Below are 17,032 nucleotides of genomic sequence, written 5' to 3'. Positions count from 1 at the left end.
TTAAAAATAGAAAAATAAAAGAAAATAATAATTATTTTCTTCTATATAAAACAAAAACACCAGAAAATAAAGCTAATACTAACATAGCAATAGGATTTCCAGTATTTTTCATATTTCCACTATCCAAATTATTACTCATATCATCTACTGCATCAGGAGATGGGACAAGAGCAAGAACATAATACACAGTCAAAGTAGCATTAGCAGAAGATGAATAATAATAATCATCACCAACAAATTCAGCTAAAATAACATAAGTACCAGCTTTAAAATGTTTAGGAATAGTCCACTTATATTCAAATTTACCATCAATAACAGGAACAGGTATTTTAGATCCATCAGGTAAAGTTAAAATAACAGTACCATTTTTAACAGGATAACCTCTTTCATCAATAACCTCACCAGTAATAATAACAGTATCACCAGGTTTACCTTTAACATCATTAACAGTAGTAACAGTATTTAATTTATCAACAAAAGCACTATTGTTACCAAATCCATTATTATAATAAGTATTATTATTATATTGGACAATTACGGTGTAATTACCTGGTTTAAAATCATCAGGAATAGTCCAATTAGTAGTATATGTACCATTAATTACAGGAACAGTAACAACAGTTCCATCAGGTAAAGTAATAGTAACATTACCTTTATTTACAGGATTACCTAATTCATCAATAACAGTACCATTAACAATAACAGTATCTCCAGGTTTACCAGTAATAGGATCAACAACAATAGTAACATTTAATTTTTCAATTGTAGCTATACCTTTACCATTACCATCATTATAATTATTATCTCCAATATACTCAAGAATAATAGGATATTCCCCAGATTCAAACTCATCAGGTACAATCCAAGTAATTTCAAAGGTACCATCTGTTATAAAAACTGTAGTTTCAGTTCCATCAGGTAAAGTAATTTTAAGAGTTCCATTTGTAACAATATTACCAAGTTCATCAATAACAGTTCCATTTATAGTAACAGTATCTCCAGGTTTAGCAGTAACATTTGTAACTTCAATAATAACATCAACTTTAGAAACAATAAAAGTACCATTATCATAAGATGGCGAATACAATGAAGTGCCATTATAATAACCATTAAATTCATAATAACCTGCAATTAAACCAGGAACAGTGAAATTACCAATACCATTAACAACATTGACAGTATAATCAGTACCATTAATATTAACTATAACATCTCCAGATATAGGATTACCAAACATATCAGTTAAAATAACTGAAATAACAGCATCTTCACCATATTTAATATCTGCAATTTCAATAGTTAAAATTGTTGGAATCATAACAGTAGTATTATTACTAGTAGAAGTGTTACCTTCAGGTGTTTGATTACTAGTTACATTAACAGTATTATTAACAACATCAGACGCATTTACATTAAGAATGAAAATCAAAGTTAAATTAACAGTTTCACCAGCAGCTATACTACCTGAATAATACCAAACATTAGAAATGTTAGACCAATTATCACCAACATATCCAACATAAGTTAAACCGTAGCTATAATAATCAGTAGCTACTACACCAGTAGCAGCAGTTGAGCCTACATTTTTAATTGTAATAGTATAACTAATCATATCACCAATATCAGCAACAGTAGTATTAGCAGTTTTTAAAACATGCAATGTAACATTAGTCAAATTAGTATTAGGACTAGTAGTATTATTACCCTCAGACTCATTACCACCAGTCTGATTAGTCTTAACATTAACAGTATTATTAACCAAACCAGTAACATTACCCAAAACCTGGAAAACCAAAGTAAAAGAAACACTAGCACCAGGAGCAATAGAACCAACTAAACTCCAACTATCAACACCAACAGGAACCCAACTACCACTAACCGGAACCATACCAACAAAACCCAAACCATCAGGGAAAAACTCACGAACAACAACATCAGTAGCAACAGTAGAACCAGTATTCTTAACAACAACAGTATAACCAATAAAATCATCAACATTAGCACTAGAAACATTAACACTCTTACTAAAATCCAAAGTAACATTAGTCAAATTAGTATTAGGACTAGTAGTATTATTACCCTCAGACTCATTACCACCAGTCTGATTAGTCTTAACATTAACAGTATTATTAACCAAACCAGTAACATTACCCAAAACCTGGAAAACCAAAGTAAAAGAAACACTAGCACCAGGAGCAATAGAACCAACTAAACTCCAACTATCAACACCAACAGGAACCCAACTACCACTAACCGGAACCATACCAACAAAACCCAAACCATCAGGGAAAAACTCACGAACAACAACATCAGTAGCAACAGTAGAACCAGTATTCTTAACAACAACAGTATAACCAATAAAATCATCAACATTAGCACTAGAAACATTAACACTCTTACTAAAATCCAAAGTAACATTAGTCAAATTAGTATTAGGACTAGTAGTATTATTACCCTCAGACTCATTACCACCAGTCTGATTAGTCTTAACATTAACAGTATTATTAACCAAACCAGTAACATTACCCAAAACCTGGAAAACCAAAGTAAAAGAAACACTAGCACCAGGAGCAATAGAACCAACTAAACTCCAACTATCAACACCAACAGGAACCCAACTACCACTAACCGGAACCATACCAACAAAACCCAAACCATCAGGGAAAAACTCACGAACAACAACATCAGTAGCAACAGTAGAACCAGTATTCTTAACAACAACAGTATAACCAATAAAATCATCAACATTAGCACTAGAAACATTAACACTCTTACTAAAATCCAAAGTAACATTAGTCAAATTAGTATTAGGACTAGTAGTATTATTACCCTCAGACTCATTACCACCAGTCTGATTAGTCTTAACATTAACAGTATTATTAACCAAACCAGTAACATTACCCAAAACCTGGAAAACCAAAGTAAAAGAAACACTAGCACCAGGAGCAATAGAACCAACTAAACTCCAACTATCAACACCAACAGGAACCCAACTACCACTAACCGGAACCATACCAACAAAACCCAAACCATCAGGGAAAAACTCACGAACAACAACATCAGTAGCAACAGTAGAACCAGTATTCTTAACAACAACAGTATAACCAATAAAATCATCAACATTAGCACTAGAAACATTAACACTCTTACTAAAATCCAAAGTAACATTAGTCAAATTAGTATTAGGACTAGTAGTATTATTACCCTCAGACTCATTACCACCAGTCTGATTAGTCTTAACATTAACAGTATTATTAACCAAACCAGTAACATTACCCAAAACCTGGAAAACCAAAGTAAAAGAAACACTAGCACCAGGAGCAATAGAACCAACTAAACTCCAACTATCAACACCAACAGGAACCCAACTACCACTAACCGGAACCATACCAACAAAACCCAAACCATCAGGGAAAAACTCACGAACAACAACATCAGTAGCAACAGTAGAACCAGTATTCTTAACAACAACAGTATAACCAATAAAATCATCAACATTAGCACTAGAAACATTAACACTCTTACTAAAATCCAAAGTAACATTAGTCAAATTAGTATTAGGACTAGTAGTATTATTACCCTCAGACTCATTACCACCAGTCTGATTAGTCTTAACATTAACAGTATTATTAACCAAACCAGTAACATTACCCAAAACCTGGAAAACCAAAGTAAAAGAAACACTAGCACCAGGAGCAATAGAACCAACTAAACTCCAACTATCAACACCAACAGGAACCCAACTACCACTAACCGGAACCATACCAACAAAACCCAAACCATCAGGGAAAAACTCACGAACAACAACATCAGTAGCAACAGTAGAACCAGTATTCTTAACAACAACAGTATAACCAATAAAATCATCAACATTAGCACTAGAAACATTAACACTCTTACTAAAATCCAAAGTAACATTAGTCAAATTAGTATTAGGACTAGTAGTATTATTACCCTCAGACTCATTACCACCAGTCTGATTAGTCTTAACATTAACAGTATTATTAACCAAACCAGTAACATTACCCAAAACCTGGAAAACCAAAGTAAAAGAAACACTAGCACCAGGAGCAATAGAACCAACTAAACTCCAACTATCAACACCAACAGGAACCCAACTACCACTAACCGGAACCATACCAACAAAACCCAAACCATCAGGGAAAAACTCACGAACAACAACATCAGTAGCAACAGTAGAACCAGTATTCTTAACAACAACAGTATAACCAATAAAATCATCAACATTAGCACTAGAAACATTAACACTCTTACTAAAATCCAAAGTAACATTAGTCAAATTAGTATTAGGACTAGTAGTATTATTACCCTCAGACTCATTACCACCAGTCTGATTAGTCTTAACATTAACAGTATTATTAACCAAACCAGTAACATTACCCAAAACCTGGAAAACCAAAGTAAAAGAAACACTAGCACCAGGAGCAATAGAACCAACTAAACTCCAACTATCAACACCAACAGGAACCCAACTACCACTAACCGGAACCATACCAACAAAACCCAAACCATCAGGGAAAAACTCACGAACAACAACATCAGTAATAGGAACCAATTCATTATTTACAATAGTAATAGTATAACCAATAAAATCATCAACATTAGCTTCAGTAACATTAACAGATTTAGTAATAGTTAATGAAGCATCATTAACTAAAATGATACCATTTCTAACAGTTAAGTTATTACCACCATTATATACACCATTAACAACAGAAACTCCAGTTTGAGTTACAACATAGTTCATATAATAAAAACCATTAGTAAAAGTAGAAATATTACCTTCATTAATGCCTTTAACATCAACAGTTACATTTTGACCAACAATAGTATTACCTACATCATCAGTTACAGTAACATTAATATTAATAACATCACTTAAATCTGCAGGAATAGTTTTATTATTCATATAAATAACAAAGACTTTACTTGTAATCATACCTAAATTAAAGATTTTTTCAACATTATTAGAAACCATATTATTATTATTTAAAAACATAGTTCCAGTATTGTAAATTAAGTGTTTAGAATCTGCAGAAGAATATCTAACATTAAGTGATTGTAAACTACCAGTATTATACAAAGCAGTGCCATTAACAGCAATATTATTTAATAAATAATTACCAGAAATAATTAAGTTATTAGCAGCATTATAAATACCACCACCATTAACAGCAACATTATTACTAATATTATTAGAACCAGTTATAATAGCATTATTTCCACCATTATAAATACCACCACCATTAACAGCAACATTATTACTAATATTATTAGTACCATTTAAAGTAAAACCTGAAGAACCACTATAAATACCACCACCATTATTATAAGCAGTATTTCTAATAATATCATTTTTACCATTAATATTTAAAGACCAACTACCAGTATTGTAAATACCACCACCATTAAATGCAGAATTATCAGCTATTAAATTATAATCAGTAAAATTAAGATGACGAGTATTATAAATACCTCCACCTAAACCATCAGTTGAATTAGCAGCATTATTACTAATATTGTTCATACCAGAAATAATTAATACTCCACCATTGTAAATACCACCACCATTATTAGCAATATTATCAACAACAGTAACATTTTTTAAAAGACCTACAGCAACCATTGCATTAGATCTACCATTAAAAATACCACCACCATTTCCACTAGCTTTACTATCAGAAATTGTGACATTTACAATTTCAAATTTTCGAGCATCATAATTTCCAGTAATATAAATTGCACCACCATCTGTTGCATTAGAATCATAAAAAATACAATTATAAATATAAAGTTCATTAGTAGATGAAAATATAGCACCACCAGAAGCAATTGCAGAAGTATTAGAAAATGTAACATTTTCAATAACAACTTTCTCATTACCAGTAGTATAAACAGACCCACCATTAGTAGCACGATTATTTTTAATATGAGTATCTTTAAGAATCATACCAAAATTATATGGATATAAATTAGAATAAGAATTAGTATGATAAATTACACCACCATTATTTGCAACATTATATTCAAAAGTATTACCAATAATAGTAAGATTTTTACTATTAGAATTATATATTACACCACCATTATCAGTTGCAATATTATCAGTGAAAATATTATTATCCTTAATTAATATATTTTTAGCATAATTATTAATATAAATAACCCCACCAGATCTAGCATCATTCATTAAAAACTCATTATCTCCTTCAATAACATACTCAGTATCATCATATGTTCTTCCATTAAAGTGAATAACCCCACCATATCTACCAGCAGTATTATTTCTAAAAACATTAGTACCATTAATATTCGCATATACAGACCTAATATCAAAAACACCGCCATCATTACTAGCAGTATTATTTTCAAACAAATTTGTACCATCAATCACAAAATTATCATTATTCATATATCCAACACCAGCAGCAGCACCTGCAGTATTATTAGCAAAAATATTAGTACCATAAATACCTACATTACCACTTCCAGCATTAATTACACCACCATTATTAGTAGCAGTATTATTTTTAAAAATATTAGTTCCAATAATATCGAATCTGCCCGAAGATCCTATAACTCCTCCATTACTAGCATAGTTATTTAAAAATTGATTTTCACCAAAAATAGTTAAATTATGGCCATTAATATTACCTATAACTCCACCAGCACCAGCACCATTATTTATAAACAAATTAGTACCAGTTATAATAGCATCAATTCCACCATACTGAATAGCTCCACCATTACTAGATGCATAATTATTTTCAAAAAGATTAGTACCTTCTACAGTGAAATTTTTACCAGAATTACCAAGAGCAATAGCTCCACCATCAGTAGCATTATTATTTCTAAATATATTAGTTCCATTTACAGTAAAATCATTGCCTAAAAAGTTAAAAACACCATAACCATCATAAGCAGTATTATTTGCAATAACATTTGTTCCATATATTGTACCACGATCACCAGATATTTGAATTCCAGATACAGACCCCATAGCAGTATTATTTGCAATAACATTTGTACCATTTAATAAGAAATCATTACCCCATATAACACCAACACCCCAGTTAGTGCTTACATTATTATATCTAAAATAATTAGTCCCATTTATTACAACATTATGGCATTGGAAATAAAAAATACCACCATGAATAGGATTATTATATTCAAAAATATTAGCTCCAGTAATAGTTAAATTCTTATTATTACCTAAAACATGACTATAAAATACACCACCAGACTTGGCAGTATTTTCAATAAATTTATTTGCACCAGAAATTACAGTGTTATTTGTATTTTCCATATATATAACACCACCATCAGTAGTGTTAACACCATTTTTTTCAAAAATATTAGTACCATTAATCAATACATTATTTGTTGAACCTAAAGCTAAAACAGCCCCAGATATAACAAGTACATTTAAACCATGAGGTTGAAGAGCAGTGTTATTGGTAAATAAATTATTACCATTAATTGTAATATTAGTACCTGCTGCAAAAATAGCTCCACCCATACCAGTTACTCTATTATTTTTAAATGCATTAGTTCCTTCAATTAAAAAATTATCACCATAATTAGCTATAGCTCCACCTTTCATAGAACGAATAGTTTCATCAAAATCTACTATATAATTAGAATCAAATACATTAGATCCTTCTATAGTAAAATAATCTCCAGTATTATAAATAGCTCCACCAGCAGTATCTTGAATTACAGAAAGACTATTATTTATAAAATAATTAGTACCAGAAATAGTAAAATAATCACCAGTATTATAAATAGCTCCACCATAAGTTGTACCAGTAGAATTAGCAATAGTAACTCCACCAACTAATTGAGTATTATTACCACTATTAATAATAGCAGATCCTGTATTAGTTGCATAAATTGAACCTGCATTAACTAATTTTATATTTTTAATAACAACATTATTGGCCTCTATATTAAATATAGAAACTAAATTATTAGCATTAATAACATTATTTTGACCATCAATTGTAATATCATCAGTAGTTACTTTAATTCCATCACGATATGCAGTAGCTTCAGAAAATTCAAGCTCTACATCATCTGTTAAATAAACAGTTCCACCAATATCAACATCCTGAATAGCTTTATCAAGATTAGTAAAATTACCTTCAGCATTCTCACTAAGAGCTGCAGAAACACTTGAAGCTGAAATCAGAATCGTTAAAAATAACATTACTAAAATAATAATGATATTTTGATTTTTAAATTTCAAATTTTTTCCTCCATTTAAATAAAAAAAAAATAAGGATGATTAAAAAATCATCACCCTCAAAAATATTATATTTTTCTCCTTAAGGAAATTCCCAAACAAGCTATTAATACTAATATTAATGAGAAAATAGGATTTCCTGTTTTAGTTACACTTAAACCAAAGTCAATACTAGAATTTTCTGAAAATAAACCATTGTCCCCAGTAGTTTTATTAGTATTGTTATTATCACTTGGAATATTTTTAACATTCACTACATAAAAAGCAGTAAAGTTTTCAAAATTAGTACCATAGACAAATATTGTATTATTAAATTCACCAACAACAGTAAATTTACCAGTAAAGATCATTGTAGCTATTTCACCAGGATTTAAATCCCCAATATGCCATAAACCGTTTTCATAATATCCATGAGATACAATAATATTTTTACTATCAAAACTTTCAGCTAGATTAATTTCAACAATAACATTTTCTGCAGCATAATTTCCTTTATTTTCAACAGAGATTACACCATTAGCATCTTCGCCAATAGCATATTCCTCTTTATCAAATGCAATATTACCTTCAAGATTAGTTAAAGCTTGTAAAACAGTTACTATATGGAAACTTGTTGAATTTTCGAAGTTCATACCATTAACAAAAATAGTAGCATTATAAACATTTTTAGAAGTAAAAGTACCACTATAATTCAATGAAGCTACTTCACCAGCATTCAAATCACCAATATACCAAATATTAGTATTTTCATCATAAGTTCCATGAGATACACCATCAACAATAAATCCTTTAGGCATTTCAACCACAACAGTAACATTTTCTGCAGTATAATTGCCATTATTAATAATAGAAGCTACACCATTTGCATCTTCATCAATAAAGTAAATTTCTTTTTCAAATTTAACCATACTTTCAACTATTGTATTTGCAGTTAAAACAGTTACTTCATAAGAATCAGTCGAATTTTCAAAGTTTAAACCATTCACAAAGATATTATTATTATAGTTACCTTTAGTAGTGAATTTACCAGTAAATGTCATAGTAGCTACTTCCATAGCATCTAATTCATCAATAAACCAAATGCCAGTAATAACATTGTAAGTTCCATGAGATACAATAACATCATTATTCATTTCAAAGCCTGCAGGTAAATTAACTATAATAGTAACATTTTCAGCAGTATAATTAACACTATGAGTATGATTTCCAAGATTTTCAATAGTTATAGTACCTTCAACATTTTCATCAGTTACATATAAGTCTTTATCGAATACTATTTCACCTATAACAGTTGTATTAGAAATTAATTGAAGAGCTCCTTCTTTTAAAATCAAATCAGAGATAATACCATCATAATAACCATTAACAATTAAAGATCCATATCTCTCAGTAACAGTATAAGAAATATTTGCATATCCCTCAATAGATTTAGCAAAACCTACATAAATACCATTTATATAGAAAGAAACATTTTGATAAGTAATTTCATTACCCATATCATCAGTAACAGTTGCAAAAATAATATAAGTATTGTCATAAACAACTAATTTAGTTTCATTATTTAAGAAAGTTAATGTAACAACATCAATAAAGCCCACATTATATATTTCATTACCAATAGCAGCATTGGTATTATTAATTAAATTATTTTTTAAAGTTAAATATCCTTCATTAAATATGGACCCTCCAAATTGAATACAAGAACTATCTGAAAAATTAGAATCAGTTATAGTTAAATTATAATCAACATTAAGAATATCTCCACCATATAATTCAGCTTTATTACCAACAAAGTTTGAATTAGATATAGTCATATTATATGAATCAGTGCGAATAGCCCCACCAGCAACTGCAGTATTGCCATTAAAAACAGAATTAATTATTTCAACAAGCCCATAAATAGCAGGACTATTTATTGCACCACCAACATGGCTTGCTTCATTTTCATTAAATGTTGATGAATTAATAGTTAAACCATCAACTCTTTCACCAACATTTATTGCACCACCATCAGTAGCATTATTATCTTCAAAAATACACTCATCTATTGTAATCTTACTTCCACTAAATACATATATAGCTCCACCATTAGGTGCACTATTATTTTTAAAGTTAGATTTTGAAATTGATATATTTTTTGTATTTCTTGATATAATAGCTCCTGCATTTAATACAGCAGTATTATTTATAAAATCGCAATTCTCTACTAAAATATTTTCACAATCTGTCCAAAAAGCTAATCCTGCTCCATGGTATTTTGCAAAATTATTTATAAAATCAACATTTCTTATTTCAATATTTGATGAATATCCATAAAATAAAGTTCCTGTAGTCCCAACGAGATTATCTTCAAAAAGACAATCAGATACTAAAGAATTCATTGTGAAATATATACTTAAAGGACCACTATCATCACCAAAATTATTAGTGAAGTTTGATCCCATTACAGTTAAATTTTCAGATGCAGTTACAAATATTGCAGATCCACCATAATCAGCAGTTTGTTGATTAGAATCAAATAAACAATCCATAATTAATAAATTATTACCTTCTAAATATAAAGCCCCACCAAAACTATCTTTAGCTTTATTTCCAGTGAAGTTTGAATTAGTTAAAGTAAAATGGTTTACACCTAAGTAAATTGCTCCACCTGCTCCATTTGCAGAATTACTTATGAAATTACAATTATCAATAAAAATATTTTCTGAATGCATACCATAAATAGCTCCACCATACTGAACACAATCATTATCAACAAAAGTAGAATCAACTATAGAAGCACCAGTAGCATCCATAAGTGTTATACCTCCGCTTTCAGCAGTACTTAAAGTTGTTCCAACACCATTTTCAAAATAACAATTAATTACAGTTATACTTGATTCTTCTACAAATATAGCACCAGGATTAGAATTGTAAAATTTAATATTAGTAAATGTTACTTCTATACCTGGCATTATTCTAAATAGTCCATTAATTCCATTTCCATCGATAACTACATTCCCAACACCAATTATATTAACATTTTTTGTAATGTTGTTATTAACATCATTAGATTTGTTATATAATCCCTCTTGAATATAAATATTGTTTGAATTATCAGATGACGAAGAAAGATCTATTACTGCATCATTAATATTATCATAAGCTCCTGAACCATCTTCAGCAACATCGAAATCTTGAGCAGAAATGCATCCTATGGATAATATCATTACTAAAAACAATAACAATATTTTAAATTTTTTCATAAAACACCTCAATTTATTTATTTTCGAATTGTTATAGTATTAGAAAAATAAAAAAAAATAGGATATATTTTTCTCTTAATTCTATGGATTGGATAAGGTTAAATTTAGGATTAGGATTAAAATTAAAAGCAAATTTAGAATTAATAATATCAAATATTGATTATTTAAAAATCATATTTAAAATCATAGAATGTTATTGCAATATAGAAATTTAAATTGATTATTAATATCACATCTAATTTAATTTCTACTATAATATGTCTGGGAGCAATATTATCCGTAATGTGTGGTTGATAATATTAGTTTTTTTTATAACAGAATTATTTCAATGGGAGGATTGCAATAATTACTATTAAATGAATTAATATCTTTATTTAAATCGTTAATATTTCATTTATCTACGAATTATTAATATATAAATTTATTTAGCATTTTCCAAATTTTATAATTATATATCAAATACATAATTTATCCAAGATCCTATTTTTTACCCTACCCTTTACCTAATTCAAATTCGTTATATTTTTGTTTAGAGAATTTAGATGTTCATGAAAATAACATTATTTTGTAAAACATAAAGATTATTTTAGATATATTTTTTAATTTATAGCTTAATAAAAAGTTTATTAATTGATTATCCTAAAGAAAGAAATATTATTTAGTTACTATTTATTTTATTCAAACAAGAATTTTTAATAATTATATTAAAAAATAATTATAAAAATCTTTTAACATTAGAATTAAATAAAAAAAACTAATTGTATTTTTAAAATAGATTAATTAAAATGATTATTTAATAATTTTTTTTTAAAAATTACAATAACAACCAAAAAATAGAAAATAATGATAAATAGTAGAAATGTTAATAATCTTGGCACTGTAAATTTTCACGGGTTTTTGTTTTTTTTATTGTCTGTTTTGTAGTGTTCTGTGGTTGGGTTTGTAGAATTTGATTGTGGAGGATAGTGATAGTAGTAATGACCATGGTTTTTTGGATGTGTGTTTTTTATGTCTTATTTGTGGTAGGCTGTTGAATGTTTCTGCTTGGCTTGTGGTTCTGCGAATTTTGTTATCTTTAGAGTATGCTGTTAGTTTGTCTTTTTGTTTGGAGAATTTATCCATGATTTTTTGTATAGGATCTGCAATGAAAAATATGTTTTTTTCATATTTTGCAAGTAGTTCTTTTGTTTTATTTTCGTCAAAACTTCTGAGTATTTCTTTCATTTCAGTAAATATCATTAAATTATAAGTGATATCTTTTTCTGGAATGTTTTCTTTTTTAATTTCATCAAATATTTTGTCTGTGGTGTATTTCATCCAATGAAATATGCATTGTTGTTGTGGTATATTTTTATTTTCAGCTATTTTTCCGTATACTCCTAACATATCGCTTGTTAATGATTGGATTGGTGTTTTATCGAATGTAAAATCAAAAAATTTATTTATAACATCATAATGACGTGTGTTTGTTATTGCAATAGATATGGGCATGTCTTTTATTTCATTTGAAAAAATAGTTACTAAGTAGTTTTTTTGACCATTAATATTTGTAAAGAGTTCATCAACAGTAATATGACCAAAATTAGCATGTTTTTTATTTTTACACATGAATAATATGCCTAAATCGGTAACCTCACGTTTTAGTGAGGTTTTACCTTTTTTTTTAAAATCACCAGGCAATGGAACAATGTCTGTTTCATAAACAAATTCATCATGTTCTTTTTGAATCACATTCCTAACATATTCATGACTTACATTGATATTCATACTAATTTCAACCACTTCTGCTATTTTATCAAATGATAAACCAGTATTTGCATGAATTTTACGTATTTTATCATCTAATTTCTTTTTCTCCTTTAATTCTTTATCTACTTTAAAATCTACAGGAGTAATAAACCATTTATCACATTCATTACACACATAAGACTGAGGATAATATTCCACAGATTTATTTTCTTTAGTTTTATAAATCCTACGTTCCCATCCTTTAACATTAGCATTAGATTCACCACAATGAGGACAAATTCTTTTTAACATTGCAAAACGATTATCAGGATAAGAAATAACATTAGATTCTTCTACATCCTCAAAAATATCTATACCAAAGCCTCTTTTAATATTGTTTCTTAAAGATTCATTAAAAGTAAGTCTATCAACCATAAAATCACCTACACCCCAATCTAAATTATTTTCATCAAAATCAACCAATAAAATCTGATCATCATTTGAATCACTATCATTAAAATCATTAAAAGATTTAAATTCATCAATATTATTAATATCATCAATATTTTCCAATAAAACTGTTTGAAATTCATCTATTAAATCAATAGAATCACCACAATACTTTTTATTCCTCTTAAAAAAAGGTTCAAAATCAATATCTAACCGAACAAAATCATCCAAATAAGTTTGATTCTCCCTAAATATCTTTTTAAAAGGTAAAATATTAACAATATTCATAATTAATAATATATAACTCATACTATATAAATATAACCAATATAAATTATTAAAAACACAATACACAAACAATATCACAAACCAATACAAAAAATAAAGACAAAACACTAAAAAAAATAAAAAAACAAGAAAATAAAAAAAACCATCCAAAAAAGAAAATCAAAACCCGTGAAAATTTACAGTGCCATAATCTTTTTATATAATGATATACATATAAAGTCATGCTAATATTAAATTGATTGTTTTATAATTAAACAAATAATAATATTAGTGGTTATACAAAAATATAACGAATAAAATTACTATTTTTAAAATAATTGGATTATAAATTTTCAAATCTAAAATAATGAAATGTAAAAAGTTTATATTCCCATTAAAAGAATTATATAATATTTAGAAAAAAATTAAAAATAAAAATACTATTCATTATATAAAAATTTAAAAAAAATTGAAAAGTATTTAATTATATTGAAGTAAAATAAAAAAAAGTTAACTTAGAAAATTATTTTTTCCAAGATTGCTTAACTCCTCTTCCTCTTTTACTACCAGGTTTAACATAACCTTTCTTTTGTCCTGTTCTTTTATTTGTTCCTTTAACTTTTGCCATAATAATAACCTCAATGTAATTGTAAATATATAAAATTTAGAGAAATAGAATTTATATAATACTAAAATTTATGTTAATATAGTATTTAAACTTTATGAAAATTAAGGGTTTTTTAAATATTTATTAAAAACTCATGTAGTATATTCTGCATTAATTTTCACATAATCATAAGTTAAATCACAACCCCAGCCAGTAGCTAAACTATCACCAATATTTAAATCAACAATAATTAAAATGTTTTTATTATCAATTATCTTCTCAGCTATTTTAAGATTGTCACTGTTATCTATTGCTAATGGTTCGCCATCTTTAACAAGATCTATAAATTCTTCATCAGAGGCCATTGAAATAGACATTTTATCTGGAACTATATCAATACCTGCATAACCGACTGCCATTGCAATTCTGCCCCAATTAGGATCTCCTCCAAAAACAGCTGCTTTAAATAAAGAAGATGAAATTATTGCCCTTACTGCATTTCTTGCATCATTTTCAGTTTTAGCACCTTTAACTGTGACTTCTAAAAATTTTGATGCTCCTTCACCATCTCTAACCATCATTTGTGCAAGTTCTTGGCAAAGATAAGTTAAAGCTTTTTGGAAATTTGGATCAATTTCATTGTTTATTAGTACTGAAACATCAGATTTACCATTTGCCATTAAAATAGTAGTATCATTAGTACTTTCATCTCCATCAACAACAATCATATTATAACTATCATTAACAGCTATTTTTAAAGCTTGTTCAATAGATTCTTTATTAATTATAGCATCAGTCATTAAAAATGAAAGCATTGTACCCATGTTTGGAGCTATCATGCCAGTTCCTTTAGTAATACCACCAATATTAACCTTTTTCCCATTAGTTAATGTAACTTCTACAGCAAATTCTTTTGGAAATGTATCAGTTGTCATAATAGCTTTTGCAGCATTATTTGAACCATCAGCGGAACATCTGAAATTTGAAATAGCTTTTTCTTCTAAATTCAATATAATATCCATTGGTAAATGCCTACCTATAACACCAGTTGATGCTATAGCTATATCATTAGGAGAAATGTTTAATTTACTCGCTGCAAAATCAACCATACTTTTACAATCTTCCATTCCTTGTTTACCTGTAAAACAATTTGCATTACCACTATTGGCTATAATTAAAGATAAATTTCCATCTTCAATAGCTTTTTTTGAGAAATAAACTGGTGCTGCTTTAACTTTATTTGATGTAAAAACTCCTGATGCAATACTATTTTCATTTAAAATAGCTGCAAAACCATATTTATCTTCTTTAAAACCTGCTGCTTTTACACCATTTACAGCACAAATACCATCAGATATTATTTTTATATTGTTTAAGTCTGTAATTTTCATGATTTCACTAAAAAAATTTAAAAAAAAGGTTAAATTATTTAATAATTTAACTCAGAATCATTATAATATAATTCTTGTTCAGAATAATGAATTACGTTTTTTGAAGTATCATTTTCATTTTCATAAAAATCATCTTCCAAAGGATCATACCACACATCAGTACGATTTTCATAAGCAGAAATATTATTTGTCACATCTACTTCAATAGGTGTTTTATTTACATCATCTTGAGCTGCAGAATCACTATCTGAAAATCCAATTGTAGTTCCAATGCCTACACCTAGTCCAAATGCAATTAAAGTGACAACTAAAATTATCATAGTTTTATTATCATTTCTTGGTCTCACTTTATCTCCCATATTAAGTTAATTTGTGTTTTGGAAGGAAATGGGCATTATTCATATATAAAAACTTAAAACCCTTGTTTTATATAAATTTATTAATCATTTCCATATATTTTTAATTAAATACATTTTAACATGTAAATTCTAGTTATTACTTTTTACTATAATCACTTATATACTTTGTTAAGTGTGTATGTGTGTACACATATATTGTTAAATTAAAAATTTATCAAATTTGAAAAAAATATTAAAATTTATGGATTAATTGAAAAAAAATTAAAAAACAATACGATTGCAAAATTTTTTTTAAAATTGTTCTAAAATAATTGTGAAATAATAAAAGAAAAAATATAGTAAAATCTTATAAAAAACTTAAATTTAGTGTGTGTATGTATGTGTGTAAAAATATGAATAGTTATATATAATACAAATTGAAGTAAATAAGTAAAATAAAAAGTACATAATTTTATAGGTAAATAGCAAACAATATATATATGAAGAAATAATGTATGAATGATGGCAAATAAAGATGAAGTTGATAGAATTTGGAAACTATCAGAAAAGACTAGAATGAATATTTCACTTCCTAAAGATCTTGCTAACTGGTTAGATGAAAATGCATCAGATATTTGGAAATTAGATAAAGGTGCACGTTCAAAAGAAGTAACAAGACTTTTATTAGATGCAAAACGCCGTAGCGAAGAAGAATTATAAAAATAAAATACTTTTTT

General features: G+C 27.8%; 6 protein-coding genes. 1 reads left to right on the top strand and 5 read right to left on the bottom strand.

The genetic code is table 11. The annotated features are described in order from the left end of the window. Positions 1-31: 31 nt before the first annotated feature. The 5 genes from ACA134_RS03905 to ACA134_RS03885 form a co-directional block, all read right to left on the bottom strand. Positions 32-8,272 carry a hypothetical protein gene (locus ACA134_RS03905; protein WP_409200872.1) on the bottom strand — a complete coding sequence of 2,747 codons (8,241 nt, stop codon included), beginning with the start codon at positions 8,270-8,272 and terminating at the stop codon, positions 32-34. Between the two features lie 65 nt (positions 8,273-8,337). Beyond that, complete coding sequence (locus ACA134_RS03900) at positions 8,338-11,514, bottom strand: right-handed parallel beta-helix repeat-containing protein (protein WP_409200871.1); 3,177 nt, start codon at positions 11,512-11,514, stop codon at positions 8,338-8,340. 906 nt (positions 11,515-12,420) lie between these two features. After that, positions 12,421-14,001, bottom strand: coding sequence for a hypothetical protein (locus tag ACA134_RS03895; RefSeq protein ID WP_409200141.1), 1,581 nt, complete (start codon positions 13,999-14,001; stop codon positions 12,421-12,423). A 717-nt stretch (positions 14,002-14,718) separates the two neighbouring features. Further along, positions 14,719-15,957 (bottom strand): bifunctional ornithine acetyltransferase/N-acetylglutamate synthase, encoded by a 1,239-nt coding sequence (gene argJ, locus ACA134_RS03890; protein WP_409200870.1) that lies wholly within the window; start codon positions 15,955-15,957, stop codon positions 14,719-14,721. Between the two features lie 38 nt (positions 15,958-15,995). Beyond that, complete coding sequence (locus ACA134_RS03885; RefSeq protein ID WP_409200869.1) at positions 15,996-16,304, bottom strand: hypothetical protein; 309 nt, start codon at positions 16,302-16,304, stop codon at positions 15,996-15,998. Between the two features lie 510 nt (positions 16,305-16,814). Between ACA134_RS03885 and ACA134_RS03880 the strand changes: the two genes are divergently transcribed. Then, positions 16,815-17,015, top strand: a complete 201-nt coding sequence (locus ACA134_RS03880) for a hypothetical protein (RefSeq protein ID WP_409200868.1) — start codon at positions 16,815-16,817, stop codon at positions 17,013-17,015. Positions 17,016-17,032: the final 17 nt, after the last annotated feature.

The organism is Methanobrevibacter sp. DSM 116169 (assembly GCF_046197865.1).
Lineage (GTDB): Archaea > Methanobacteriota > Methanobacteria > Methanobacteriales > Methanobacteriaceae > JAHKLT01.
The sequence above is the reverse complement of the archived record's forward strand: the minus strand, read 5'-3'. Positions and strand labels throughout refer to the sequence as shown.

What these genes read in the sequence shown, in the direction of transcription:
- ACA134_RS03900 (WP_409200871.1), bottom strand. Translation starts at nt 11,514, where the DNA reads ATGAAAAAATTTAAAATATTGTTATTGTTTTTAGTAATGATATTATCC.
- ACA134_RS03895 (WP_409200141.1), bottom strand. Translation starts at nt 14,001, where the DNA reads ATGAGTTATATATTATTAATTATGAATATTGTTAATATTTTACCTTTT.
- argJ (WP_409200870.1), bottom strand. Translation starts at nt 15,957, where the DNA reads ATGAAAATTACAGACTTAAACAATATAAAAATAATATCTGATGGTATT.
- ACA134_RS03880 (WP_409200868.1), top strand. Translation starts at nt 16,815, where the DNA reads ATGATGGCAAATAAAGATGAAGTTGATAGAATTTGGAAACTATCAGAA.